The 24,773-nt window shown below is 73.0% G+C and carries 20 protein-coding genes and 1 pseudogene; 2 read left to right on the forward strand and 19 right to left on the reverse strand.

The window, feature by feature from the left end; translation table 11 throughout:
- Positions 1 to 71 precede the first annotated feature (71 nt).
- The 8 genes from IEZ19_RS01330 to IEZ19_RS01365 form a co-directional block, all read right to left on the reverse strand.
- Positions 72 to 2,015 carry an ATP-binding protein gene (locus tag IEZ19_RS01330; protein ID WP_229839851.1) on the reverse strand — a complete coding sequence of 648 codons (1,944 nt, stop codon included), beginning with the start codon at positions 2,013 to 2,015 and terminating at the stop codon, positions 72 to 74.
- A gap of 279 nt (positions 2,016 to 2,294) precedes the next feature.
- Positions 2,295 to 3,131, reverse strand: a complete 837-nt coding sequence (locus IEZ19_RS53360) for an RICIN domain-containing protein (RefSeq protein WP_373296885.1) — start codon at positions 3,129 to 3,131, stop codon at positions 2,295 to 2,297.
- Between the two features lie 107 nt (positions 3,132 to 3,238).
- Positions 3,239 to 4,960, reverse strand: coding sequence for an MFS transporter (locus tag IEZ19_RS01340; RefSeq protein ID WP_189309074.1), 1,722 nt, complete (start codon positions 4,958 to 4,960; stop codon positions 3,239 to 3,241).
- 55 nt (positions 4,961 to 5,015) lie between these two features.
- Positions 5,016 to 5,474: a MarR family winged helix-turn-helix transcriptional regulator gene (locus IEZ19_RS01345; RefSeq protein ID WP_189309075.1), complete on the reverse strand. Its 459-nt coding sequence runs from the start codon at positions 5,472 to 5,474 to the stop codon at positions 5,016 to 5,018.
- Between the two features lie 96 nt (positions 5,475 to 5,570).
- Entirely contained in the window at positions 5,571 to 6,131 is a 561-nt protein-coding gene (locus tag IEZ19_RS01350) for a cysteine hydrolase family protein (RefSeq protein ID WP_189309076.1), read from the reverse strand.
- Positions 6,132 to 6,176: 45 nt separating this feature from the next.
- Positions 6,177 to 7,850, reverse strand: a complete 1,674-nt coding sequence (locus IEZ19_RS01355; RefSeq protein WP_229839890.1) for an MFS transporter — start codon at positions 7,848 to 7,850, stop codon at positions 6,177 to 6,179.
- 101 nt (positions 7,851 to 7,951) lie between these two features.
- On the reverse strand, positions 7,952 to 8,416 hold the full coding sequence (locus IEZ19_RS01360) for a MarR family winged helix-turn-helix transcriptional regulator (protein WP_229839852.1): 465 nt from the start codon (positions 8,414 to 8,416) through the stop codon (positions 7,952 to 7,954).
- 45 nt (positions 8,417 to 8,461) lie between these two features.
- Positions 8,462 to 9,484 (reverse strand): enoyl-CoA hydratase/isomerase family protein, encoded by a 1,023-nt coding sequence (locus IEZ19_RS01365; RefSeq protein WP_189309077.1) that lies wholly within the window; start codon positions 9,482 to 9,484, stop codon positions 8,462 to 8,464.
- 312 nt (positions 9,485 to 9,796) lie between these two features.
- On the opposite strand from IEZ19_RS01365, the gene IEZ19_RS01370 reads away from it, so the two are divergent.
- Both IEZ19_RS01370 and IEZ19_RS50310 read left to right on the forward strand, forming a co-directional pair.
- A complete protein-coding gene (locus tag IEZ19_RS01370) occupies positions 9,797 to 10,528 on the forward strand; it encodes a class I SAM-dependent methyltransferase (RefSeq protein WP_189309078.1) in 732 nt (243 codons plus the stop codon).
- A 111-nt stretch (positions 10,529 to 10,639) separates the two neighbouring features.
- Positions 10,640 to 10,829, forward strand: a pseudogene (locus tag IEZ19_RS50310) (winged helix DNA-binding protein); the annotation flags it as partial.
- 337 nt (positions 10,830 to 11,166) lie between these two features.
- Here the strand turns inward: IEZ19_RS50310 and IEZ19_RS01380 are convergent.
- The 11 genes from IEZ19_RS01380 to IEZ19_RS01430 form a co-directional block, all read right to left on the reverse strand.
- Positions 11,167 to 14,541 (reverse strand): pyruvate carboxylase, encoded by a 3,375-nt coding sequence (locus tag IEZ19_RS01380; RefSeq protein ID WP_189309476.1) that lies wholly within the window; start codon positions 14,539 to 14,541, stop codon positions 11,167 to 11,169.
- 193 nt (positions 14,542 to 14,734) lie between these two features.
- The gene (locus IEZ19_RS01385; protein WP_268248607.1) at positions 14,735 to 15,706 is read right to left on the reverse strand and encodes a sugar kinase; all 972 of its coding nucleotides are present in this window, start codon (positions 15,704 to 15,706) and stop codon (positions 14,735 to 14,737) included.
- A gap of 89 nt (positions 15,707 to 15,795) precedes the next feature.
- A complete protein-coding gene (locus tag IEZ19_RS01390) occupies positions 15,796 to 16,674 on the reverse strand; it encodes an SMP-30/gluconolactonase/LRE family protein (protein WP_189309478.1) in 879 nt (292 codons plus the stop codon).
- The gene (locus IEZ19_RS01395) at positions 16,674 to 17,306 is read right to left on the reverse strand and encodes a bifunctional 4-hydroxy-2-oxoglutarate aldolase/2-dehydro-3-deoxy-phosphogluconate aldolase (protein ID WP_189309080.1); all 633 of its coding nucleotides are present in this window, start codon (positions 17,304 to 17,306) and stop codon (positions 16,674 to 16,676) included. Before IEZ19_RS01395 ends, IEZ19_RS01390 begins: the two co-directional genes overlap by 1 nt.
- A gap of 36 nt (positions 17,307 to 17,342) precedes the next feature.
- On the reverse strand, positions 17,343 to 18,161 hold the full coding sequence (locus IEZ19_RS01400; protein WP_189309081.1) for a hypothetical protein: 819 nt from the start codon (positions 18,159 to 18,161) through the stop codon (positions 17,343 to 17,345).
- The gene (dgoD, locus tag IEZ19_RS01405) at positions 18,158 to 19,303 is read right to left on the reverse strand and encodes a galactonate dehydratase (protein ID WP_189309082.1); all 1,146 of its coding nucleotides are present in this window, start codon (positions 19,301 to 19,303) and stop codon (positions 18,158 to 18,160) included. Before dgoD ends, IEZ19_RS01400 begins: the two co-directional genes overlap by 4 nt.
- Positions 19,300 to 20,037, reverse strand: coding sequence for a FadR/GntR family transcriptional regulator (locus IEZ19_RS01410; RefSeq protein WP_189309083.1), 738 nt, complete (start codon positions 20,035 to 20,037; stop codon positions 19,300 to 19,302). The genes dgoD and IEZ19_RS01410 overlap by 4 nt, the downstream gene beginning before the upstream one ends.
- 37 nt (positions 20,038 to 20,074) lie before the next feature.
- The gene (locus IEZ19_RS01415) at positions 20,075 to 20,845 is read right to left on the reverse strand and encodes an SDR family NAD(P)-dependent oxidoreductase (protein WP_189309084.1); all 771 of its coding nucleotides are present in this window, start codon (positions 20,843 to 20,845) and stop codon (positions 20,075 to 20,077) included.
- A gap of 66 nt (positions 20,846 to 20,911) precedes the next feature.
- Positions 20,912 to 22,987 carry an alpha-galactosidase gene (locus tag IEZ19_RS01420; RefSeq protein WP_189309085.1) on the reverse strand — a complete coding sequence of 692 codons (2,076 nt, stop codon included), beginning with the start codon at positions 22,985 to 22,987 and terminating at the stop codon, positions 20,912 to 20,914.
- Positions 22,984 to 23,838: a carbohydrate ABC transporter permease gene (locus IEZ19_RS01425; RefSeq protein WP_189309086.1), complete on the reverse strand. Its 855-nt coding sequence runs from the start codon at positions 23,836 to 23,838 to the stop codon at positions 22,984 to 22,986. The genes IEZ19_RS01420 and IEZ19_RS01425 overlap by 4 nt, the downstream gene beginning before the upstream one ends.
- On the reverse strand, positions 23,838 to 24,773 hold the full coding sequence (locus tag IEZ19_RS01430) for a carbohydrate ABC transporter permease (RefSeq protein ID WP_189309087.1): 936 nt from the start codon (positions 24,771 to 24,773) through the stop codon (positions 23,838 to 23,840). Before IEZ19_RS01430 ends, IEZ19_RS01425 begins: the two co-directional genes overlap by 1 nt.

The following is a 24,773-nucleotide window of genomic DNA, read 5'->3' on the forward strand; positions in this document are numbered from 1 at the left end:
CTCTCCCCGCGATCCGTCGCTCCTGGTCGCGGTCCCTGTCCAGCAGTTGAGGAAACGGCCGGGGTGGCCGGTCAGCGGGTCGCCGGGCCCGCCACCGGGTCGAGCATCCGGACACCGCGGTGGGGCAGCGGTACGGTCCGCAGGTGCAGTCCGCCCCGCGTGCCGGTCTCGATGTCGGCGATCAGCTGGTTCAGGCCGGCGGCCGCGTGCGGCGCGGGGAGCCGGGGGTCCAGGTCTGCCAGGGCGCGGTGGGCCCGCTGCCGGGCCCGGCCGCCGTGGCCGCGGCGGTGTTCCAGGAACGCCTGGGCATAGCGGGCGAGCAACGACGCCCAGGCGTCGTCGCGGGTCCCCGGGTGGGTCATCGCGCGCCGGGCACTGCGGCGGGCGGCGCGTGGTGCGAAGGTCGCCTGGACCATGGCGAGAGACGCCTGGCTGACGGCCGGTGAGGGGCCGCCCGGGGCGTGGAGCGGCGTGGTGTCCGCGGCCTCCCGGAAGTGCTCGGCGGCCGTCTCGGCGTCGTACTCGCACAGCGCGACCACGCCCTGGACGTGGGCGATGCGGCCGATCGTGGCGTTGTCCCCGGCCAGGACGGCGGCGGGCCAGGCGCGGCCCAGGAGCACGCGGGCGCCCCGTGGATCGGCGCTCGCGGTGAGCCAGGCCGCCAGCCACAGCGCGCGCACCGCCGTGGGGCTGCCGGACTCGCACAGGGGAAGCAGGCGCAGGAGGTGGTCGCGGCCCTCCGTCTCGTTGTCGTACGCCACCCACCAGAACCACAGGTCGACCAGGCACCGCAACGCCGCCTCGGCGTGGTCGGGTTCGGTGAGGGCGTGGCGGATCATGGCCGCGAGATCGTCGAGTTCGTCCCGGACGAGGTGGACCGCCTGGCGCTGGCATCCGGTGCCCCACAGATTCTCGGCGACCTCGGCCACACGTCGGCAGTGCAGCACGCGCCGCTCGGCCGCCACGGGGAACTCGCCCGATCCGGCGAGCCGTTCGAGCCCGAACTCCCGGGCCGCGCGGCTCATCCGGTAGCGGACCCGGCGCACCCCGCCCGGGTCGTCCAGCGGTCTCAGCACGCCGGCCGCCACCAATCGAGCCAAGCAGGAGGGCACTTGGTCCGGTGACACTCCCCCGCCGGCGCACAGGAACGCGGCCGTCGACTCGGAGAAGGAGCCCTCGAAGATGCTGGCGCGTCCCCACACCACGCGTACGGGACGCTCGCACAGCACATAACCGGCTCCTACGGCTTCGCGCAGCGACCGGTGCCGCCGCAGCACCGGTCCTGTGCTGCCGAGCCAGCACTGGTGCCGCTCGAGAAGGCCGGCGAGTTCGGTCACCGGGTGACGTACGGTCTGGCCGGCGGCCAGTTCGATCGCGAGGGGAACTCCTTCGAGCGTCCGGCAGATGTCCGTGACCGCGCGCAGGTCGGCGCCCTCGGCCCGGAACCCCGGCACGGCGGCTCGGGCAAGCCGCATGAACATCTCGACGGCGGGCGGCACGCCCCCCTCGCCGCCGGAGTCCGGTCCGCCTGTGTCCAACGGCGCCAGCCGGAGCACGCGTTCGGCACCGAGACCGAGGGCGCGACGCGAGGTCACCAGCACCCGCGCCTCGGGCACCGCCATCAGCAGACGCTGCACCAGCCCCACGCACTCCGTGTGGACCGGGTCGGCGTCGTCCAGGAAGAGCAGGACGTCCGGGCCGGGCAGGTCGCGCAGCGCACGCGTCACGTCCACCCTGCGCGGACACGTGCGTCTTCCGGTCAGTGCCCGCACGGTCTCGGCGGCGAGGTCCCCCGGCTCCGCCAGTCCCCTGCCCTGCCAGCGCACGGGCACGATCCGCCGCCAGGGTCCGTCGTCCAGGCCGGCCGCGACGGTGGCGGCGATACGGCTCTTGCCCACTCCGGCGGCGCCGGTCACCGTGACCAGCCGAGAGGAGGTCAACAGGTCCCGCAGCAAGGTCTCCTCGGCGGCGCGGCCGACCAGACCGGCGGGGCCGGGCTCCAGCAGGTCCGGCACGGCTACGGCTCCCGGGCCGCCGACGCTCGTCCACACTTCGCAACACCCCGTTCTCCTAGGCGCATTCGATCACCGGCGCCCCACAAAGCCCCGCCTGCGCAGAACCGTCACTGCAGCAACGCCATGGCTACCCCAACGCGCCGTCCACGCTCCGGGTGGCGCCCCCACGCGCCGGATCACACCGCCCAACGACCCCTCGAACGCACGTCGCTCGCTCTCGCCCCGGGCAGGCGATGCTGCGTACCCAGAACATCGGCGCTACGTACTGGCATCGCACGGCTACGTGTACGCGCCGCCCCCGACCACCCGCTTGACGCCGATCAAGACCCGGTACCGCTCGCGTACCGCGAAGTCGGCCGGATCCCAGACCGCCGGGCGTCCCACCTCCGCGCACAGGTGCAGGACGCGTCCCCCGTGCACCTGGACCCCGACATGGCCGCCGTACGCGTCGTCGGTGGCGTTGAACAGGAGCAGGTCGAGCGGGCGGGCGGTGCGGACGCGGGTCGTGGCGCGGGTGTCCGCCCACAGGTCGCTCGAGCGCAGGTCCGGTACGGCCAGGCCGAAGTGCCGCAGCACCGCGTAGGCGAACACCTGGCAGTTCGCGCCCAGGTCGAGATCCGGTCGGTCGACGACCGCTCGCGAGCCCGGGAACCGGGCACCCACGTGCGGAACGGACCAGAAAGCGGGCGGAAGTCGGGCGAGCACCGGGTCCATGTGCCCATCATGCCGGGGCCCCGCCGGGTCGGGAGGGACCGGGCCGGGGCGTACGCCGGTGGGCGAGGTGAAGCCGCCGTCGACGTCCATGCGCCGGTGGGATTCGGCGTCGTTGATCGGGCAGGAGCCGTCGGGCTGCCGGATGAACTCCCGGCTCTGGTTGGCGCCGCCGTTCGGGGTCCAGGTGTCGAGCGGGGTGCCGGGGGACGTGGAGTGGTCGGGGACGTCGAGGGCCCGGCCGGAGTCCGTCAGGGTGTGCGCGCCGGTGAGGAGCGGGGCGACGGTCCGGCCGAAGGAGGCCGGCGCCGTGGCGGGGCCGGCGGGGTCGGTGACCTTGACGGTCGAGGTCCCGGCCTCGCCCGGCGTCCCGGAGATCCGGCCTGACGTGGTGCGCCCGGCCATGGACTCCGGTGCTCCGCCTCTTGCACTTTCGCGGGAACCGCGATCGCCGGTCAGGGGCGCACGGCGAGAGGGCGGGCCCGGCCGGGCCCGCCCTCTCGCCGTCCTGCTCAGCTCGCGCTGCCGCGCAGTTCCGCCAGTGTGGCCGAGGTCAGCGGCCGCGGTACGGTCCCGGGGTCGACGAGGACGACGGTGCAGGTGGCCGCGTGGGTGAGCGCACTGGTCAGGCTGCCGTCCGCGAACTGGGTGAGGGGGCCGCGCGGCGAGCGTCCGACGGCGATGGCGCGGGCGTGGACGTCGGCGGCGTGCCGGGCCAGGACGCGGCCGGCGGCGGCGTGGTCGCCGACGCTGGTGAGGATCTGACCGGTGGCGGTGACGCCCTGCGCGGCGAGCCGGTCGAGGTGGGCGGTGACCGCCGCGCGTGCCTCGTCGTGCGTCTCGGTGTCGACGGCCTGTTCCTCCACCACGGCGGTCTGCTGCACGTGCACGACCTCCAGCGGGCTGTTGGTGTCCCGGGCCATGCGGGCCGCGGCGTCCACGATCTCGGCGGCGCGGTCGTGGGCGCCGACGGCGACGATCACCGCGGGTGCGTCGCCGGCCGGGGCCGGGCCGACGCGGGTGAGGGCCGGGGCGACCGACTCGCCCTCGCCGGTGTGCTGTTCGGCCTGGCGGAGCAGCCGGTGGCCGCTGGCCAGGACCGGGATGGCGAGGACGAAGGTGGCTGCGCCGAGGTAGAAGGGGACTCTCAGGTCGGTGGCGTCGGCGAGCTTGCCCGCGACGTACGGCGCGAGACCGCCGCCGATGAAGCGCAGGAAGCCGTACGCGGAGGAGGCCACCGGCCGTTCCACCGGCGAGACCAGCATGACGGCCTGCGTGGTGAGGGTGTTGTTGATGCCGATGAACGCGCCGCTGACGATGACCGCCACGATCACCACGGTCGGGGTGCTCACCCCGGCGGCGATGACCGCCATCACGATACCCAGACCGAGGAGGTTGGCGTACAGGACCGGGGCGGTGCCGAACCGGGCCTGCAGGCGCGGGGCGAAGAACACGCTGAAGGCGGCCACCAGCAGGCCCCACCCGGTGAAGACGAGCCCGAGTTGATGGGCGCTCAGCTCCATGGGGTACGGCGCGTAGCCGAGCATCGTGAAGAAGCCCCAGTTGTACAGCAGCGCCATGATGCCCATGGTCAGCAGCCCACGGTGGCGCAGCGCCCGGATCGGGGCGAGCGGTGAGGTGACGCGTGCCGGCCTGGGCAGGGAGGGCACGAAGGCGAGGGTGGCGACCAGGGCGATGGCCATGAGGACGGCGACGCCGAAGAACGGGCCGCGCCAGCTGATGGCGCCCAACTCGCCGCCCAGCAGCGGTCCCACGGCGATGCCGAGGCCGAGCGCGGTCTCGTACAGGATGATCGCTCCGCCGAAGCCGCCGCTGGCCGAGGCCACGATCACCGCGAGGGAGGTCGCGATGAACAAGGCGTTGCCGAGCCCCCAGCCGGCGCGGAAGCCGACGATGCCGTCGATGGAGCCGGACGTACCGGCCAGCGCCGCGAACACGACGATGACCGCCAGGCCTATGACCAGGGTCCGCTTGGCGCCGAACCGGCTGGAGAACCAGCCGACGATCAGCATCGCGACCGCGGTCACGATCAGATAGCTGGAGAACAGCAGGGAGACCTGGCTGGGCGAGGCGTGCAGGCTCGACGCCAGGGCGGGCAGGATCGGGTCGACCAGACCGATGCCCATGAACGAGATGACACAGGCGAACGCGACGGCCCAGACGGCCTTGGGCTGCCGGAACGGGCTGGCAGACGGTGCATGCGGAGCACTCATGTGCGCTTCTCTTCCAAAGCGTTGAAGGGTGGGGACAGCGAGGAGCAGGACAGGGTCAGGAGCGGGCCTGGCGGTCCTCGATGGCACGGGCCAGCGCCGGCAGGGCGATCAGCACCGCGCGTTGTTCCGGCTCGGCCAGTTCCGCGACCAACTCCTCGAGCGCGGCGGCACGTTCGGCGCGCCGCCGCCGGAACACCTCGACGCCCGGGTCGGTGGCCTCGACCAGCACGCCCCGGCCGTCGGTGTGGTCGGCGGTGCGCCGCACCAGCCCGGCGCGCTCCATGCGCGTGACGAGTTGCGTCATGTTGGGCTGGGAGACGCCCTCGGCGCGGGCCAGTTCGGTCAGCCGCAGCGGACCTTCGCGGGACAGCCGGGACAGGGTCGCGGAGGCGGCCGTGCTGAGCCCGCCGGTGGTGGCACTGCGGCGCACGAAACGCACCATCTGCTCGGTGGCGAGGATCAGATCCTCCGCCGAGACCCCGGAAGCCACCGGATCCATAACCCGCTTATGCATAACCGCATCATGCACTTAGATGTAGCGTGAAACAAGATGTGCCCGCAGTCCGACCCGTCCATGCGGTCGGACTGCGGACACATCGCCCCGTTCCGGTCAGGCGCCGAGGCTCTTCGTCCACTGCGCCACGGACAGCACCTCCGCCTGGCGCGGGAACACCTTCTCGGTGAGGACCCGGTGCACCTCGAGGTCGGCGTCGAGGCAGCCGTCGGCAAGGACCGTGAGGCCGAAGTCGAGGTCGGCGGCCTGGCGCACGGTGGACAGCACGACACCGCTGGTGGCGATGCCGGCGAGGACCAGACTGTCGATCTCGCCCGCCCTGAGCACCAGATCGAGATCGCTGCCCGCGAACGCGCTCACGCGGCGCTTGGTCACGACGACGTCGCCCGGCCGGGGTGCCACTTCGGGGTGGATCTCGCTGCCCGGGTCACTCTCGGTGAAGGCGCCGGAGCGGGCGGCGGCCGAGAACGACTTGTTGCGGGCGCTGATCTCCGGATGACCGGCACGGAAACCGACGACCACGTAGATCACCGGCAGACCGGCCGTCCGGGCGGCGTCGACGGCCTCGCCCAGGCGCGGGAGGTACCCGCCGCCGTCCTCGAAGCGGTCGACGATGGAACGCTGGACGTCCATCACGAGCAGGGCGCTGTTCGCCACGGGGCTGTCCTTTCGGGTAAGCGGTCGGGAGACGTGTGTTTGCGGTCACTTGACTGGGCGGCGCGCCTCGTCGGCGGCGGCACGCCGCGTGGGCGCGCCCGCCGTCGCCGTCGCGGCGCCCTTGCGTCCGGTGGCGGAGGCGTCACGGCCGCGCAGGGCCGAAGCGAACGCGGAGATCAGGGCCATGCCCGCGGCGACGCCGAAGACGATGGTCAGCCCGTGGTGGAAGGGTCCCGAGACCAGCTGCGGGAAGAACGTGTGGCCGGTCAGCGCGTCACGCTGGGCCGTGGTGAGCTGGTCGAGCGCGCCGCTGGAGCCGAGGAGATGGCTGATCGGGTTGTTGCCGAGGAACGTCGCGAACAGCGTGCTCACCGGCGGCAGCGACGCCGCCTGCTCCGCCGTCGCCGCCGGAACGCCGTGGGCCTGGAGGCCACCGCTGAGTGCCGACGGCAGCGAGGTGGCCAGCCCCGAGACCATCAGCGAGAAGAACACGCCGATGGACAGGGCCGTACCCGAGTTCTGGAACGTGGAGCGCATTCCGGAGGCCACACCCCGGTACTCGGGGGCGACGCTGCCCATGATCGACGACGTGTTCGGCGCGGAGAACATGCCCTGACCGAGGCCGTTGAGCAGCAACAGGGCGGCGAACATGCCGTAGTCGAAGTTCACGGGCAGGGCCAGCAGGCCGAGGAAGGAGCCCGCGACCACCACCAGTCCCGTGGTGGAGAACAGGCGGGCGCCGAACCGGTCGGACAGATAGCCGGAGACGGGGCCCGCGATCAGGAAGCCGAGGGTGAGCGGCAGCATGAAGATGCCCGCCCACAGCGGAGTGTCCTCGAAGTCGTAGCCGTGCAGCGGCAGCCAGATGCCCTGCAGCCAGATGATGAGCATGAACTGCAGCCCGCCACGCGCGATCGCGGTCAGCAGCGCGGCCAGGTTGCCCGCGGCGAACGCCCGCACCTGGAACAGCGAGAGCCGGAACATGGGTTCGGCGATCCGGGTCTCGACGATGCAGAAGACCAGCAGCAGGAAGGCCCCGCCGAACAGGCCGGTGAGCACCCAGGGATTGCCCCATCCGGTGGCGCTGCCGCCGTAGGGCTGGATGCCGTAGGTGATGCCGGCGAGGAGAATGCCCGCACCCGCGGCGAAGGTGACGTTGCCGAACCAGTCGATCCGGCCACGCTTGCCGGACGCCGTCTCGCGCAGGCTGAGATATGACCAGACGGTGCCCGTGATGCTGACGGGGACGCTCACCCAGAACACGGCGCGCCAGTCGACCGCGGCGAGCAGACCGCCGGCGAGCAGACCGAGGAACTGGCCGGCCAGCGCGGTGATCTGGTTGATGCCGAGGGCCATGCCGCGCTGCCGGGCGGGGAACGCGTCGGTGAGGATGGCGGCCGAGTTGGCGGTGAGCATGGAGCCGCCGAAGGCCTGCACGATGCGCCACAGGATCAGCCACAGCGCCCCGGCACCGGCCCGGAACGGGTCGAGGGACAGCGCCACGGAGGCGATCGCGAAGATCAGGAAGCCGAGGTTGTAGATCTTGACCCGGCCGAACATGTCGCCGAGCCGGCCGAGGGCGACGACCAGCACCGCCGACACCAGCAGATAGCCCAGGATCATCCACAGCAGATAGCCGATGTTGCCCGCCGCGAGCGGGTCTAGGCCGATCCCGCGGAAGATCGCCGGCAGCGAGATGATCACGATGGAGGCGTCCATCGTGGCGATCAGGACGCCCAGGGTGGTGTTGGACAGGGCGACCCACTTGTAGCCGGGGCCCGGGGCCGAGTCCTTGGGTCGGGTGAGGCGCGGGAGCCCGGTCACAGTCGTTCCGCCAGCCGGTCGAGGAGGGGCAGGGCGTCGCGGAGCATGTCGCGCTCCTCGGGGGTGAACTCCTCGAGGGCCCGGGTGAGACGGGTGACGGACTCGGACCGGCGTTCCTCCAGTACGGTCCGTCCGTCGTCGGTGATCGTCACGATGGCCCGCCTCCCGTCGGAGGTGTCGGGGGTACGGCGCACCAGCCCGCGCTGTTCGAGCCCGGCGAGGGTGCTGGCCATCGCCTGCGGCCTGACGCGTTCCAGTTCGGCGAGCGATCCCGGGGAGTCCGGGCCGCCGGCGAGCCGGGCCAGCACGGAGACTCCGGAGAGTGACACGTCGCCGACGGCGTGCGCCTGCCGCAGCCGACGGGTGATCCGTGCGACGGCCAGGCGCAGGGCCGCGGCCAGCGGTGCTGTGTTCCGTGACGGATCGGTCGTCGTGCTACCTGCGGTTTTCTCCACTTCCACAAGTAATAACAGTAGGTTTATCAGTCTGGACTGTTCAACCAAGCCTCAGTAATCCCCGAAGAACCGCTCGACGTCCCGGTCGGTGACCTCACCGACCGTGGCCGGCGACCAGCGCGGGGCGCGGTCCTTGTCGATGACCTGGGCGCGGATGCCCTCCACCAGGTCGAGCGTGGTGAGGGCAGCGCAGGACACCCGGTACTCCTGGTCCAGCACTTCCTCCAGCGACCCGAGCCGCCGTGCCCTGCGCATCGCGGCCAGGGTGACCTTGAGCGCCGTGGGCGACTTGGTGTGCAGGGTCTCGGCGGCACCCTTCGCGGCCGTGTCGCCGTAGGCCGCCAGCCGGTCGACGATCTCCTCGACCGTGTCCGCGGAGTAACAGGCGTCGATCCAGCGGCGCGACTCGGCGAGTTCTCCGGGCGGCGCCGGCACGAGGCGGGGCGCGAGTGCTTCGGCCGCGGGCCGCTCGGCCAGGTCGGCCAGCAGCGCGGGCAGCGCCGCCGAGGGCACGCAGTGATCGGCCAGTCCGCACAGCACCGCGTCGGCGGCCCCTACGGCGACGCCGGTCAGGGCGAGGTGGGTGCCGAGTTCGCCGGGCGCGCGGCTGAGCAGGTAGGTGCCGCCGACGTCCGGGACGAAACCGATGCCGGTCTCGGGCATCGCGATCCGGGAGCGCTCGGTGGCGACGCGGACGGAGCCGTGTGCGGAGAGTCCGACACCGCCGCCCATGACGATGCCGTCCATGAGGGCGACGTACGGCTTCGGGTAGCGGGCGATGCGCGCGTTGAGCCGGTACTCGTCACGCCAGAAGGCCGCCGCCGCGCTGCCGTCCCCGTCGCGGGCGTCGTCATGGACGGCACGGATGTCACCGCCCGCGCACAGGCCTCGCTCACCCGCGCCCGTCAGCACGACGGTCTCGACGGCCGGGTCACTTTCCCAGGCGGTCAGCGCCTCGTCGATGCGGGCCACCATCTCGTGCGTCAGGGCGTTCAGGGCCCGGGGCCGGTTGAGGGTGATGTACGCGGCACGGCCCGCGGTGTGCAGCAGGACGGGTTCTTCGCTGCCGGTCATCCGGACTCCTCCAACAAGCAGACTCGCTTCACTCACGATCTTCACGATGCCGGATGCGGCCCACACCCATACACGCGCCCCCATGACGGCCCTGGAGAACTCGATCGGAAAGTCCGCCCGGCGCGGCGCGGAGGGCCTTCTCGACGGGCCTGGGCGGGGCCATGCACGCTCCTGCCCACCACCCTCGGACCCCGCGGCCCGCCACCGCTCCCCCGCCTCCGCACGGCCCCGCGCACGGCATCCGGACATGCGGCCCGACCTGGGAACTCGGGCCCGTCCAGGCCTAACATCCCCCGACGGAAAGGGGATTCGATGGACCGGAACATTCGCACCGTCGAGGACGTGCTCAGACTCCTCGACGGCCTGTTCGTGCCCAAAGCCGATCGATGGACGGCCCACGGGGCCTCCTGGTGGGACGGGTTCTACGCGGACCGTGGCAGGCCGGTGCCGTTCTTCGAGGCCAAGCCGGACGAAAGTCTCGTCTCCTGGGTGGAGCGCGGTCTGATCGCGCCGGGGCGCGCGCTGGACCTCGGCTGCGGTCCCGGCCGCAACGCGATCCACCTCGCCTCGCTCGGCTTCGAGGTGGACGCCGTCGACCTCTCCCCCGTGGCCGTCGACTGGGCCCGGGAGCGGGCGGCCGAGGCGGGCGCCGACGTCCGCTTCCACCGCGGCGACGCCTTCGCGCTCATGGGCAAGGTGCTCCGCGGTCCGTACGACCTCGTCCACGACAGCGGCTGCTTCCACCATCTGCCACCGCACCGTCGCGTCAGCTATCTCGCCCTGCTCGACGAACTCCTCGCGCCCGGCGGCCTGTTCGTTCTCACCTGTTTCGCGGCGGGCGCGATGGGCTCCGAACTGCCCGACGCCGAGCTGTATGGCCACGCGGGCCTCCAGGGTGGCCTCGCCTACACGCCGGAGTCGCTGCGGTGGATCTTCGCCGATCTCGAGGAGGTCGAGTTGCGGCGGATGAACGACGAGTCTCCCAATTCCCTTTGTTTCGGTGAGCCGTTCCTCTGGACCGCGCTGTTCCGGCGCCCTGGGTGACGTTCACGCGGCGGCCGGGGCCGGCACAGGATCCAGGGCTCGCGCCAACCGGTCGAGCCAGTCCCGGCCGGCGCCCCGGGCCCACGGGTACCCCGCGTGGGACGCCTCCCAGTCGAACGCAGCCCGGGCCACGGCCGCCGCATCGAACACCACCTCACGCCCCGAGGGCGAGCGGGTCCTGACGGCAGGTCACGGCATCGCCGACAAGGTGCTCGCCGCATGCTGCGCCGCTCTCCCGGGCCCGGACCGTGCCACGCTGCCGGCCCTGCTCCGACGGCTGAGCGAGGCGGCGGACGGCTGACCGGCCCGACCCAGCTCCTCGGCCGGGGCCGACGTCGCCCCCCAGGCGCCGTAATGCGTCCTCGGCGTCGGTCCCGGCGACGCAGGCCAGGCCCAGGCCGTCGGACCGGACATCACCCAGGGCCACGAGGAGCCGAGCGCCCTCGGCCGCCACCGCGCGCTCCGCCTCGGTCGGTCCCGGTTCGCCCTCGGGGACGGTGAACCGGTCGGGCGTCGGTCCGGCCGGGCTCAGCCGCCCTGTCCCTCCCGGCGCCGGTCCGGGCGCGGTGATCACCACCGCACCCGCCACCGGCACCCGCGCGGACGGGTCCGGCACTCAGGCGAGTCCGACCGAGGGATCAGGCCAGTTCGATCAGCAGGTCTCCGCCCTCCACCTGCTGGATGCGGTTGATGGCCAGGCGGGAGACGCGGCCCGCCTTCGGGGCCGTGATCGCTGCCTCCATCTTCATCGCCTCGATGGTGGCCACGGTCGCGCCGGCCGGCACGTCGTCGTCCTCGGCAACCACGAGGGTCACCACACCGGCGAACGGGGCCGCGACATGACCGGGGTTGGAACGGTCGGCCTTCTCGGTGACGGGGACGACGGAGGCGGCGGTGCGGTCGCGTACCTGGATCGGGCGGAGTTGGCCGTTGAGGGTGGCCATCACCGTGCGCATACCGCGTTCGTCGGCGTCGCCGACGGCCTGGAGCTCGATCAGGAGCCGTACGCCCGGCTCGAGGTCGACGGCGTACTCGGCACCGGGGCGCAGCCCGTAGAAGAAGTCCTTGCTGTCGAGGACGCTGGTGTCGCCGAAGGTCTGGCGGTGCGTGTCGAACTCCCGGGTCGGGCCGGGGAACAGCAGCCGGTTGAGTGTGGCGCGCCGTTTCTTCTCCAGGCCCGTACGGTCCTCGGCCGCCAGCTCCGGCGCCGGCCTGGCCTCGGCGCGGCCCTGGAGCGCCTTGGTGCGGAACGGCTCCGGCCAGCCGCCGGGCGGGGTGCCCAACTCGCCCCGCAGGAAGCCGATGACGGAGTCGGGGATGTCGAACCGTTCGGGCGTCGCCTCGAAGTCCGCCGGGTCCACGCCTGCGCCCACGAGGTGCAACGCGAGGTCGCCGACCACCTTGGAGGACGGCGTGACCTTCACCAGGCGGCCCAGGATGCGGTCGGCGGCGGCGTACATGGCCTCGATGTCCTCGAACCGATCGCCGAGGCCGAGCGCGACGGCCTGGGTGCGCAGGTTGGACAGCTGGCCGCCGGGGATCTCGTGGTGATAGACGCGCCCGGTCGGGGAGGCCAGTCCCGCCTCGAAGGGCGCGTAGATCCGGCGGACGCTCTCCCAGTACGGCTCCAGGTCGCCCACGGCCTGGAGGTCGAGGCCGGTGGGCCGTTCGGAGTGGTCGGTGGCCGCCAGGATCGCCGACAGCGACGGTTGCGAGGTGGTCCCGGCCATGGACGCGACCGCGCCGTCCACCGCGTCCACGCCCGCCTGCGCCGCCGCGAGGTACGTGGCGAGCTGACCGCCGGTCGTGTCGTGGGTGTGCAGATGCACCGGCAGGCCGAACTCCCGCCGCAGCGCCGCGACCAGCTTCGCGGCGGCGGGGGCGCGCAGCAGTCCTGCCATGTCCTTGACCGCCAGGACGTGGGCACCCGCCTCGACGATCTGCTCGGCCAGACGCAGGTAGTAGTCGAGCGTGTAGAGGCGTTCCGACGGGTCGCAGAGATCGGAGGTGTAGCACAGGGCGACCTCCGCGACCGCCGTGCCCGTCTGCCGTACGGCGTCGATGGCGGGCCGCATCTGGCCGACGTCGTTGAGCGCGTCGAAGATGCGGAAGATGTCGATGCCGGTGGCGGCGGCCTCCTCCACGAACGCGTCGGTCACCTCGGTCGGATACGGCGTGTAGCCCACGGTGTTGCGGCCGCGCAGCAGCATCTGGAGGCAGATGTTGGGCACCGCCTCGCGCAGCGCGGCCAGCCGCTCCCAGGGGTCCTCGGCGAGGAAGCGCAGAGCGACGTCGTAGGTGGCGCCGCCCCAGCACTCCAGGGACAGCAGACCGGGCAGCGTTCGCGCCACCACCGGAGCGACGGCGAGCAGGTCCTTGGTGCGCACCCGGGTGGCGAGCAGCGACTGGTGGGCGTCACGGAACGTGGTGTCGGTCACGCCGAGGAGCGGCGACTCGCGCAGCCGGCGGGCGAAGCCCTCGGGGCCGAGTTCGATCAGCCGCTGCCGGGAGCCCGCGGGCAGCTCGCCCTCCGGGAGCCGGGGCAGCTTCGTGAGTGGGGACGACAGTCGGGGGCGGTCCCCGTGCGGCCTGTTGACCGTGACGTCGGCGAGGTAGGTGAGCAGCTTGGTGCCGCGGTCGGCCGAGGAGCGGGCGGTGAGCAGATGGGGGCGCTGCTCGATGAACGACGTCGTGACGCGTCCGGCCTGGAAGTCCGGGTCGTCCAGGACGGCCTGCAGGAAGGGGATGTTGGTGGCCACGCCCCGGATGCGGAACTCGGCCACGGCACGCCGGGCGCGGCCGATCGCCGACTTGAAGTCCCGCCCCCGGCAGGTGAGTTTGACCAGCATGGAGTCGAAGTGCGCGCTGATCTCCGTGCCGGCGTGGGTGGTTCCGCCGTCGAGCCGGATGCCCGAGCCACCCGGTGAGCGGTAGGCGCTGATCCGGCCGGTGTCCGGGCGGAAGCCGTTGGCGGGGTCCTCCGTGGTGATACGGCACTGGAGGGCGGCGCCGTGCAGGGTGATCGTGTCCTGCGCGAGGCCCAGGTCGGCCAGCGACTCCCCCGACGCGATCCGCAGCTGTGCCTGGACCAGGTCGACGTCGGTGACCTCCTCGGTCACCGTGTGCTCGACCTGGATGCGCGGGTTCATCTCGATGAAGACGTGGTTGCCGTCGCGGTCGACGAGGAACTCCACGGTGCCCGCGTTGCGGTAGCCGATCTCGCGGGCGAAGCGCACGGCGTCCGCGCAGATCCTCTCCCGCAGCTCCGGGTCGAGGTCGGGCGCGGGCGCCAGCTCGATCACCTTCTGGTGGCGGCGCTGCAGCGAGCAGTCGCGCTCGTACAGGTGGATGACGTCACCCTGCCCGTCGGCGAGGATCTGCACCTCGATGTGGCGCGGGTCGACGACCGCCTTCTCCAGGAACACGGTGGAGTCGCCGAACGCGGACGCGGCTTCGCGCGAGGCGGCCTCGATGGACTCGCGCAGCTGTGCCGGGTCCTCCACGCGCCGCATCCCGCGCCCGCCACCGCCCGCGACCGCCTTCACGAACACCGGGAAGCCGATCCCCTCGGCGGCCCGGACGAGTTCGTCGACGTCGGTGGAAGGGGCGGAGGAGCCCAGTACGGGCACACCGGCGGCGTGGGCGGCGGCCACCGCCCGCGCCTTGTTGCCGGTCAGCTCCAGCGTCTCCGCGCTCGGCCCCACGAACGTGATGCCCGCCTGCTCGCAGGCCCGCGCCAGCTCCGGGTTCTCGGACAGGAAGCCGTACCCCGGATACACGGCGTCCGCGCCCGCACGCCGGGCCGCGCCCACGATCTCCTCGACGGAGAGATAGGCGCGCACCGGATGCCCGGGGACGCCGATCTCGTACGCCTCGTCGGCCTTGAGCCGGTGGAGGGAGTTACGGTCCTCGTGCGGGAACACGGCTACCGTGCGCGCGCCCAGCTCATAGCCGGCGCGGAACGCCCGGATCGCAATCTCCCCACGGTTGGCGACCAGCACCTTGCGGAACATCATCCACCCCTTCAGCCTGCCGGCGACGAACACCATCGTGTCGGCCGCGCCCCTGCCCTGCCACGCGGCCACGTTAGGGGTGTACCGGGAGCGGCTGAAGACGGCGAACATCACATTGACAACGGCCCGGCCGCCCAGGGGCACCGGGCCGCGTTCCTGACCGGGCCGGACGTCGTGCCGAGGGGAGGCCTGCTCAGGCGTGCTCGGCCCACTCCCGTGACGTGAGACCCAGCAGCCGTTCGAGCGTGGCCGGGTCCGGCAGGGGACCGTGGTCTCCTGTCACCTTGAGCGCGGACGCCGCCGTGATGTGGCCGAGGCGGAGGGCCCGGGGCAGATCGCCGTCCCGGAGCAGCCCGGCCAGGAAGCCCGCCGCGAACGCGTCGCCCGCGCCGACCGGTTCCACCACCTCCGTGCGCAGGGCGGGCACGGTGACCTCTCCGGCCTCGCCGAAGACGGTGGCCGCCCGTCCGCCGTCCTTGACGACGAGCAGCCGCGGGCCGGGCAGCGTCTTGCGCACCCCGCCCGCGTCCAGCTCGTCGCCCCACAGCCGCTGGGCCTCGTCGAGACCGACGAAGGTGATGTCGGCCCGGTCCGCCACGTCGCGCAGGACGGCGGGGGCCGTCCCCTCCGGCCAGAGCGCGGGGCGGTGGTTGACGTCGAAGCTCACGGCGTACGACCGCTCTCCCGGCGGGGTCGCGAGCGCCCGCTCCACCAGCTCACGGCAGGACGGGGAGAGGGCCGCCGTCACGCCCGTGAGGTGCAGGACGGCCGCCGAGGTGACGGCCGGGTCGTCCAGGATGCCGGGGCCGAGGGCGGAGGCCGCCGAGCCGCGCCGGTAGTAGTGGACGCGGGTGCCCGTGGGGCCGGGGTCCTTGATCAGCAGGCCCGTGGGCCGGCCCGGATCGTGCCGTACGCCCGACACGTCGACGCCTGTCGCGGCGACGGCGGCCCGCACCCGGCGGCCGAACGGGTCGTCGCCGAGCACCGACAGCCATACGGCGGCCCGGCCCAGGTCCGCGAGATACATCGCCACGTTGGACTCGGCGCCCGCTACCGACACCCGCAGGCTCTCGCCCGTCTCCAGGGAGTCGGGCGGCTCGGGAGCGAGCGCGGCCATGGTCTCGCCGACGCAGACCACGGGGCCGTCGGCGGGGGGCCAGGACACGGTCGCCTCGGCGGCCCCGACCGGCTCGCCGGTCACCGGACGCGACGCGGACGTCCGCTCTCCCCCATCGCCCGCGGAACGCGACGCGCTCACGCCGGCCTCCCGATCGACGCGACCGCCGGCCGGTACTCCGCGGCCGCCGGCCCCGGCACGCCCACCCGGACCGAGAACAAGGCGCCGTCGTACGGTCCCGGTGCCGTGAGACCCACCGTGGCCGTGGTGATGTGCAGGACGTCGCCCTCGAGGCAGACCCCGGCGGGCTGGCTCGCGGGCAGCCGCACGGTGCGCTCCAGCGTGCCGTCCGGCAGGTGACGGCGTACCGTCCCCGTCCCCCAGACCGCGATCCACACCGCGCCCTCGCCGTCGACGGCCATCCCGTCCGGGCTGCCGTCCTCGACCGTGACGAACGTGTCCGGCGTGCCGAGTGAGCCCGTCTCCGGATCGACGGGGTAACGGCGGACGACACCTCGCGCGCTGTCGGCCAGGTACATGGTCCGTCCGTCGGCGGAGAACGCGGGCCCGTTGGGAACGGAGATGTCCTCCAGCACCCGCACCACCGTGCCGTCGTGGTCCACGCGGAACAGCGAACCCGCGTCCTCGTCGGCGTCGTACGACATGCTGCCCGCCCAGAACCTCCCGGACGGGTCGGCCGTGCCGTCGTTCATGCGCATCGCCGGCCGGGTGCCGGCCTCCGGCCGGGCCAGCCAGGTCGGGGTGCCGTCGGAGGTGAGCAGGCAGATGCCGGTGCCCGCCGCCGCGATCCAGCTGCCGGGCCGGCCGGCCACCGGTGCCACCGCGCCCAGGGGGACGGGCAGCCGAGCGAGCGTGTCCAAGGGCGCGGTGGGGTCGTCGGGGGCCGCGAGCAGACGTCCCTTCAGAATGTCGACGAGGACCAGGCGTCCGCCGGTGAAGCGGATGCCTTCGCCGAGTTCGAGGCGGTCGGGGCGGGTGGCGGCCGGGGCGTCCATCACGCAGTGGCCTCCTGTACGGCGGTACGGAAGGCGCGGGCCCGCTCGCGGAGGGCGGAGAGGCTGCCGCCGTGGGCCGCGTCGCCGACGAGCGGCGAGCCGATGCCGACGGCGCGCGCTCCCGCGGCCAGATAGGCGCGTGCGGCGGCCTCGTCGACGCCGCCCACCGGGACGAACGTCTCGTGCGGGAACGGCCCTTGGAGCGCCTTGAGGTAGTCGAGGCCGCCCGCCTGGGCGGCGGGGAATATCTTCAGCGCCTCGGCGCCCAGCGCACGGGCGGCGATGACTTCGGTCGGGGTCATGACGCCGGCCAGGACCGGCATCCCGAGGGCGCGGGCCTCGGCGACACCCTCCCCGAGGCCGGGGGTGACGGCGAAGTCGGCGCCCGCCCGGTGCGCGGCGCGGGCGTCGTCGGCGGTCAGGACGGTGCCGGCGCCGAGGTGCCGGTCGGCGCCGAGGGCCTCGCGGGCGCGCTCGATGACGCTCAGGGCGTCCTGGCCGCTGAGGGACACCTCGATCAGCTCGATGCCCTCGTCGGCGAGGACGAGTACGGTGCGCAGCGCGGCCTCGGGGTCGTCGCCGCGCACGATGGCGACCAACCGGTGGACGGCCAGGGCGGCTTGCAGATCCACGGACACAACTCCTTGTACTGGCGGGCGGGTTCGGGTTCAGGCGCAGCGGCAGTCGGCGGCGAGCGTGAGCCGCCAGCGGACCTCGCCGGACGCGGGCACGCTCGCGGCGTCCTCGGGTCCCGCGTCGGCGAGGTCGAAGGCGCGGCCGAGCATCGGCTCGACTCCCGTGCTGCGGTAGGGGTCTTCGGCGGGAAAGCCGCCGAGATTGCGCCACAGGGCGGTCGACAGCGGCTGCCCGTCGGCCTCCAGGGCGAAGGAGAGGCGGTCCGCGCCGTCGTGGACGCAGCAGTCCGGGGCGTCGACGACGGCGCCGACCGCGCTGCCGTCGTCGGGTCCGAAGCGGTCCATCGGCAGGCCGAGAGGCGCGGGCCAGTCGCCCTCGGCCCAGGGCGCGCCGGCCGGCCAGGGCAGGTCGAGGAGCGGTGCGGCCTCGGGGTGGAGGCGGGTGCGGGCACCGGGCCGTATGCGCACGGTCGCCGACGGGCTCAGGTCCAGCAGGGCGTGGGCGGCCCAGACGAAGCGGAAGCCGGGGTCGGCCGTGAGCACGTAACCGGCCTCGGCACCCTCCGCCGTCGTACGGATCGTCCGCGCCAGGGCGAACCGCTCGGCGTGCACGGTGTCGGTGTCGCCCTCGCGCTTCCAGGCCCGAGACCAGACGTCACCGTGGTCGGGCGTGCCGCGTACGGTGGGAACGCATTCCTCCAGACCGCCCGCGTCCACGAAGGCGTCCCCGGGCGACACGCTCGCTCGACCGGTCGCCGTCCCGTGCCACAGCCATTGGCGGTCCGCGGCGCGCAACGAGGTCCAACGGCCGCCGTGCGCCGGGTCGGTGACGATCTCCAGGGACACCGTCACCACTCCGCGAAGGAGCCGTCGGAGTGCCGCCACACCGGGTTGCGCCAGGCATGTCCGGTGCGGTCGGCGGCGCGTACGGCGGCCTCGTCGACGGTCACGCCGAGGCCCGGGGCGTCGCCGCGCGGCGCGTGGCCGTCGACGAACCTGAACGGCTCGGGGTCGACGACGTACGACAGCAGGTCGCCGTCCTTGTTGTAGTGGATGCCCCGGCTCTGCTCCTGGATGAGGAAGTTCGGTGTGGCGAAGGCGACCTGGAGGCTGGCCGCGAGCGCGATGGGGCCGAGCGGGCAGTGCGGGGCGAGCTGGGCGCCGTACGTCTCGGCGAGCGAGGCGATGCGGTGGACCTCGGAGATGCCGCCCGCGTGGGAGAGGTCGGGCTGGGCGACGGCGATGCCCGCGGTGAGGACGGGCAGGAACTCGGCGCGTCCGTAGAGGCGTTCGCCGGTGGCGAGGGGGACGGGACTGGCGGCGACCAGGCCGGGCAGCAGGTGGCTCTGCTCGGGGACGACGGGCTCCTCCACGAACAGCGGGTGGAGCGGGGCGAGTTCGGCGAGGACGCGGCGGGAGCTGGCGGCCGTGAAGCGGCCGTGGAAGTCGACGGCGACGTCCCGGTCCGGGCCGAGCACCTCGCGGGCGGCGGCCACCCGCTCGACGACGGCGGCGGTCTCGGCCGCGGTGGCCATGGGCGAGGTCGCGCCGGCGCCGTTCATCTTCACGGCGGTGAATCCGGCCTCCACCTGGGCGGCTATCTGCTCGGTCAGCTCGGCGGGTTCGTCGCCGCCGACCCAGGCATAGACCCGGACGCGGTCGCGCACGGGACCGCCGAGCAGGGCGTGCACGGGAGCGCCGTATGTCTTCCCGGCGATGTCCCACAGTGCCTGGTCGAGGCCGGCGACGGCGCTGGAGAGGACCGGTCCACCGCGGTAGAAGCCGCCCTTGGTGAGCACCTGCCAGTGGTCCTGGATGCGAAGCGGGTCCTGGCCCATGAGGTGGTCGGCGAGGACGTCGACGGCGGCGCGGACCACCTCGGCGCGGCCCTCGACGACGGGCTCGCCCCAGCCGACCACGCCGTCGTCGGTCTCGACGCGGCAGAACAGCCAGCGCGGCGGCACGAGGAAGGTCTCGATGCGGGTGATCTTCACTGGCCGGGGTGCCTTTCCGTGTCGTCGGACCCACCGATCCGGTCGAGGTCGCGGCCGGCCTGGTCGAGCAGGGCGCGCATGGCGGCCTCGGCGGCCCGCGGGTCCTTGGCGCGTACGGCGTCCAGGACGGCGCGGTGGGCGGGTACGGGGTCCTCGCTGTGCGGGGAGCTGTGCACGATGCGGTCGCGGTGGGCGAGGCCGGTCTCGATCACCATCTCCATGCGTTCGAGGAGTTCGTTGTGGGTGGCGGCGAGCAGGGCGCGGTGAAAGGCGAGGTCGGCCTCGACGGCGTGGGCCGCGTCGCCGTCCGGTTCGGCCATCGCGTCGAGGGCGGCGTCCAGGGCGGTGAGGTCGTCGTCGGTGCGGCGCTCGGCGGCGAGGCGTACGGCGGCGGGCTCGATGATGGAGCGCACCTCGGCGAGGTTGTGCAGCAGGGCCTGGTCGGCCTCGGTGGTGCGGTCGCTCTCGAACTGCCAGCGCAGCACGTCGGCGTCGAGCAGGTTCCAGTCCGCGCGGGCCCGGACGAAGGTGCCGCGCTTCTGACGGGCGTCGACCATGCCCTTGGCGGCCAGGACCTTCAGGGACTCGCGCAGGGCGGTGAGGCTGACGTCCAGTTCGCTCTGCAGGGCGACCAGGTCCAGGGTGGCCCCCTCGGGGATCTCGCCGCCCAGGATGCGACGGGCGAGTGCCTCCACGGTCTGACCGTGCACGCCGCGGCGGGCGTAGGGCGTCATGTCGTACTGCCTTTCTGCTGCGGGGTGGACGCGGGGGTCATGCGGAGGCCTTCACGACGCTCCAGCCGCCGTCCACGAGGAGACTCGACCCGGTGATGAAGGAAGCCTCGTCGGAGCCGAGGAAGGCGATCGCGGCGGCCACCTCCTCGGGGGTGCCGAAGCGGCCGGCCGCGGTCTCGGCGACGCTGCGCTCCCGGTCCTCGGCGGACACCCGGTCCCAGGCGGCCGTCAGGATCGGGCCGGGCACGACGGCGTTGACGCGCACCTCGGGCCCGTACTCGACCGCGAGTTGTCCGCACAGGGACAGCAGCGCGCCCTTGGACGCCGCGTAGGCGGGGTGTCCGGGTATGCCCTTGTGTGCGTGGACGGAGGAGGTGAGGACGACGGCTCCGCGGCGGTCGCGCAGGTCGGGCAGCACGGTCTTGAAACCGAGGAAGGCACCGGTGAGGTTGACGTCGAGCTGCCGTCGCCAGGAGGCCAGGGTCAGTTCGTGCGCCGGGGTCACCTCGACGACGAAGGCGTTGCTGACGAGCAGGTCCACGGGGCCGAAGGCGCGTGCGGCGTCCGCGACGCGCGCCCAGTCCCCCTCGGCCGAGACGTCGGCGGCGACGAAGCGGGCCCGGCCGCCGTCCTCGGCGATCCGCTCGGCGACCGCCGTGCCGCGTTCCTCGGCGACGTCGGCGAGGACGACGGCGGCTCCCTCCCGGGCGAGGCGTTCGGCGGTGGCGGCTCCGATGCCGGAGGCGGCGCCGGTGACCACGGCCGTACGGCCGGTGAAGCGGTCACCGGACCGGCGGGACTGTTCCATCGGGTGGTTCGGCTCCTTCGGTGCGCTGAATGAGTGTGGGGTGAACATATGCCGGTCGACGGGTGTCTACTCCCGTGTCAGTACCACCAGTTCCGCGTCGTGCGCGGCGCTCCACGCGAACGGCAGCCCGTAGTGGAGCAGATGGGCACCGCTGTACGCGGCTCCCGAGTCCGCGTCCCGGTAGGTGGCGGCCGCATCGAGGCCGCGCAGCCTGAGCCGGGCCGGGCGGCCGGGGACGAGCGGGGCGCCGTCCAGCGGTCCGGTGCTCAGGGCGGCCACGACGGTGCGTCCGTCGGCCCCGTCGTACTGGACACCGCAGGTGACGTCGCGCGGGCTGCCGAGCAGCCGGGCCTCACCCAGGTGGACGACGTCCCGGACGTCCTTGTAGCGGGCGATCCAGCGGGCGGCCTCGGCGCGCTGGTCGGCGTCCCAGTGGCGCAGGTCGGCGCCGATGCCGAGGACGCCGCACATGGCATTGACGAAGCGGAAGGCGAGGCTGCGCGAGCGGGGGTCGAAGACGCCGGGGGCGTCGGTGACCCAGGAGCTCATCACGTGCGGGGCGTGGGCGTGCAGGAAGCCGTACTGGATCGCGAGCCGGTCCAGGGGCGCGGTGTTGTCGCTGGGCCACAGGACGTCGGTGCGGGCCAGGGTGGCGTGGTCGACGCGTGCGCCGCCGCCCGCGCAGCCCTCGACGGTGACGTGGGGGTGGGCGGAGCGCAGGTGGTCGAGAACGTGCAGATAGCCGGCCACGTGCTGGGCGTCGAGGTCGAGACGGTCGGCGGGTCCGGCGCCGGGGCGGCTGCGTTCGGTGGGCGGCCGGTTCATGTCCCACTTGAGGTACGAGATGTCGTACTCGGTCAGCAGCCGGTCGAGCGTGCCGATGACGAAGTCCTGGACGTCGGTGCGTCCGAGGTCGAGCAGGAGCTGGTTGCGCACCAGCCGGGCGGGCCGGTCCTCGATCCGGTAGACCCAGTCGGGGTGTTCGGCGTACAGCTCGCTGCCGGGGCTCACGGCCTCCGGTTCGATCCAGAGCCCGAAGTCGAGCCCTAGGGCACGCACGTCGTCGACGAACCGTCCGAAGCCGTCCGGGAAGGCCGCCGGGTCCGGGTACCAGTCGCCGAGGCCGCCGGTGTCGTCGGCGCGGCCGGTGAACCAGCCGTCGTCGACGACGAACAGCTCGGCGCCGATGTCCGCTGCGGTCTTCGCCAGCTCCAGCTGCCCGGCGGCGTCGACGTCGAAGGCGGTGGCCTCCCACGAGTTGTAGAGGACCTTGCGGGGCCGGCGCAGCCGCTCGCCGCTGAGGTGACGCTCGTAGCGGTGCCAGACCCGCGACAGCCCGTCGAGTCCCTCCGCGCTGAACGCGCAGGCCAGGCGCGGGGTGGTCAGGGTCTCGCCCGGGGTGAGGTACACCGCTCCCTCGTGCGGGACCCGGCCGGCGCGGACCCGGACGAACCCGCCCGGCTCGGCCTGCGCGGTCAGGTGCCAGTTGCCGGGCCATTCGAGGGCGACACCGTACGCCGGTCCGTTCTCCCCGTCCTGGACGGCTAGCCAGGGCGCGTAGGCGTGACCGGGGGCGCCCTGTGTGCTGCCCATGCTGAACGTGCCCCGGGACAGGTCGAGTCGGGTGTGCTGGAACTCCTGCGACCACTGGCCGGTGAGGTACGTCAGCCGAGCCGGGCCGGTGACCGGGACGGTGACGGCGGCCGAGTCGAGGCGTTCCAGGCGCAGTTCGCGCGAGGAGGTGAACTCGGTCCAGCGCAGGATCACATCGGTGCCCGGCACGGTCCGGTAGCACAGGACCGTGCGCAGCCCGAGCACCTCGTCGGTGAACGCGAGCCGCAGAGCGCCCTCGTCCTCCTCGGCGCCCGCGAACTCCCACCACACGCCCCGCTCCTCGCCCGGCCGGGACGCCACGAGGTCGGCACCGGTGAACGGGCGCAGCCCGTACGGCAGATATTCGGCCGGCGCGGCGTCGGCGGGGGTGAAGAAATGGGTGCGGTGCGACCAGTCCAGTGCGGACGGTCCGGTCTCGACACCGTGGGGTCCCCAGGCGTCGAGTTCGGCCCAGGGGCCGTCGGCGGACAGTCGTACCGTGTAGCTGGTGGCGTCGGTGCGCAGGGTCCAGCGCTGGTACGGCGTCACTTGACCGCTCCGAGGTTGAGGCCGGCCACGAAGTGGCGCTGGAAGCGCAGGAACACGGCCACCGTGGGCGCCGCCGCGATGACGGACCCGGCGGCGATCACGTTCCACATGGAGACGTATTGTCCCTGGAGCCCGATGAGGGCGGCGGTGATGGGCATCTTGGTGTCGCTGCGCAGCACGGTGATGGCCCACAGCAGGTCGTTGAAGATCCAGGTGAAGGACAGCGCGCTGAGCGCGGCCAGGGCCGGGCGGGTGAGCGGGAGGATGATCCGCCAGAAGATCTGCCAGGGCCCGGCGCCGTCGACGACGGCGGCCTGCTGGATCTCCACCGGGATGGCCCGCATGAACCCGTGCAGGACGAAGACGTAGAAGCCGACGCCGAAGCCGATCTGCACGCCGATGAGCGCGGGCAACGTGTCGTAGACGCCCATCAGTTCGCTCAGCTTGGACACCGGGATGAGCAGGATCTGCGGGGGGAGCAGATTGCCGCCGAGCATGAGCAGCAGCAGGGAGCGCCGGAAGGGCATCTCGTAGCGGCTGAGCGCGAACGCGGCCATCGCGGCCAGGGCGAGCGTGATCACCACGCAGGGCACGGTCACGAGGAGGCTGTTGATCAGGGCGCGCTGCTGGCCGCCGTCGACCCAGGCCTGCCGGAAGTTGTCCAGGGTGAAGGACCGGGGCCGGCTGCCCAGGCCGTGGGCGGCGATGTCGTCGAAGGAGCGCAGGCTGGTCACCAGGACCAGGGCGATGGGCAGCAGCCACAGGACGGCGAGGGCGCCCGCCCCGAGGTGGAAGCCGGCCGTCGCCGTGCGGCGCCGGCGCAGGGCGGCGGAGTTTGCGGAGGCGGCCATCAGTCGGCCTCCCGGAAGGCGCGCACGAGGTAGGAGGCGATGACGCCGAAGGCCAGCACGAAGATGACGACGGCCAGCGCGGAGCCGTAACCCAGGCGCAGGGACTGGAAAGCTGTGGAGTACATGTAGGTGCTCAGCAGTTCGGACGAGTGGTAGGGGCCGCCCCGGGTGAGGGACCACACGACGTCGAAGGAGCGCAGCGAGTCGATGATGATCACCGAGAGGACGACCGCGTTGACGCTGCGCAGCTGGGGCAACGTCACATAGCGGAAGCGCTGCCGGCGTCCGGCGCCGTCGACCTTGGCGGCCTCGTACAGGGCGGGGTCGATGCCCTTGAGGCCGGCGAGGTAGAGGACCATCACATAGCCGACCTGGCGCCACAGCGCGGGCACGATGACCGCGTACAGGGCGGTGTCCTGATCGGCGAGCCAGGCGTGGCGCAGGCTGCCGAGGCCGAAGGACTGGAGGAGTTGGTTGAGGACGCCGTCGGGCTGGTAGATGGCCTGCCAGACGAGGGCGGTGGCGACGAGCGAGAACACGACGGGCAGGAACAGGGCCGCGCGGTAGAAGCCGACGCCCCGGCGCTCCTGCTGGAGGAGAAGCGCGGCGGCGAGCCCGAGGACCGCCGAGAGTCCGCCGAACAGGACGAGCCACAGCACGGTGTCGACAGCCGCGGTGCGGAAGACCTCGTCGTGGAGCATCTCCCGGAAGTTGCCGAGGCCGACGAAGCGGGGCGCGGAGACGCCGTCCCAGCTGGTGAAGGCGAGGTAGAAACCCTGCAGCGCGGGCCAGAACACCCACACCGCCTCGGCGAGCAGCGGGACGAGGAGGAAGGCCAGCACCATCGGCGGGGTGCGCCGGGGCCCCCGGGCCCGCCCGCCGCGAGGCGAGGGCGGGGCCGGGGAGGTGCGCTCGGGGGCGGTCAGGACGGCCAC

The sequence above is a fragment of the Streptomyces brasiliensis genome, assembly GCF_014647875.1.
Classification (GTDB): domain Bacteria; phylum Actinomycetota; class Actinomycetes; order Streptomycetales; family Streptomycetaceae; genus Streptomyces; species Streptomyces brasiliensis.

Excerpts from the sequence above, each read along its gene's own strand:
- IEZ19_RS53360 (WP_373296885.1), bottom strand. The coding sequence starts at position 3,131 with ATGGCCGGGCGCACCACGTCAGGCCGGATCTCCGGGACGCCGGGCGAG.
- IEZ19_RS01340 (WP_189309074.1), bottom strand. The coding sequence starts at position 4,960 with ATGAGTGCTCCGCATGCACCGTCTGCCAGCCCGTTCCGGCAGCCCAAG.
- IEZ19_RS01345 (WP_189309075.1), bottom strand. The coding sequence starts at position 5,474 with ATGCATAAGCGGGTTATGGATCCGGTGGCTTCCGGGGTCTCGGCGGAG.
- IEZ19_RS01355 (WP_229839890.1), bottom strand. The coding sequence starts at position 7,850 with ATGGACGCCTCCATCGTGATCATCTCGCTGCCGGCGATCTTCCGCGGG.
- IEZ19_RS01365 (WP_189309077.1), bottom strand. The coding sequence starts at position 9,484 with ATGACCGGCAGCGAAGAACCCGTCCTGCTGCACACCGCGGGCCGTGCC.
- IEZ19_RS01370 (WP_189309078.1), top strand. The coding sequence starts at position 9,797 with ATGGACCGGAACATTCGCACCGTCGAGGACGTGCTCAGACTCCTCGAC.
- IEZ19_RS01380 (WP_189309476.1), bottom strand. The coding sequence starts at position 14,541 with ATGTTCCGCAAGGTGCTGGTCGCCAACCGTGGGGAGATTGCGATCCGG.
- IEZ19_RS01390 (WP_189309478.1), bottom strand. The coding sequence starts at position 16,674 with ATGGACGCCCCGGCCGCCACCCGCCCCGACCGCCTCGAACTCGGCGAA.
- IEZ19_RS01410 (WP_189309083.1), bottom strand. The coding sequence starts at position 20,037 with ATGACGCCCTACGCCCGCCGCGGCGTGCACGGTCAGACCGTGGAGGCA.
- IEZ19_RS01415 (WP_189309084.1), bottom strand. The coding sequence starts at position 20,845 with ATGGAACAGTCCCGCCGGTCCGGTGACCGCTTCACCGGCCGTACGGCC.
- IEZ19_RS01425 (WP_189309086.1), bottom strand. The coding sequence starts at position 23,838 with ATGGCCGCCTCCGCAAACTCCGCCGCCCTGCGCCGGCGCCGCACGGCG.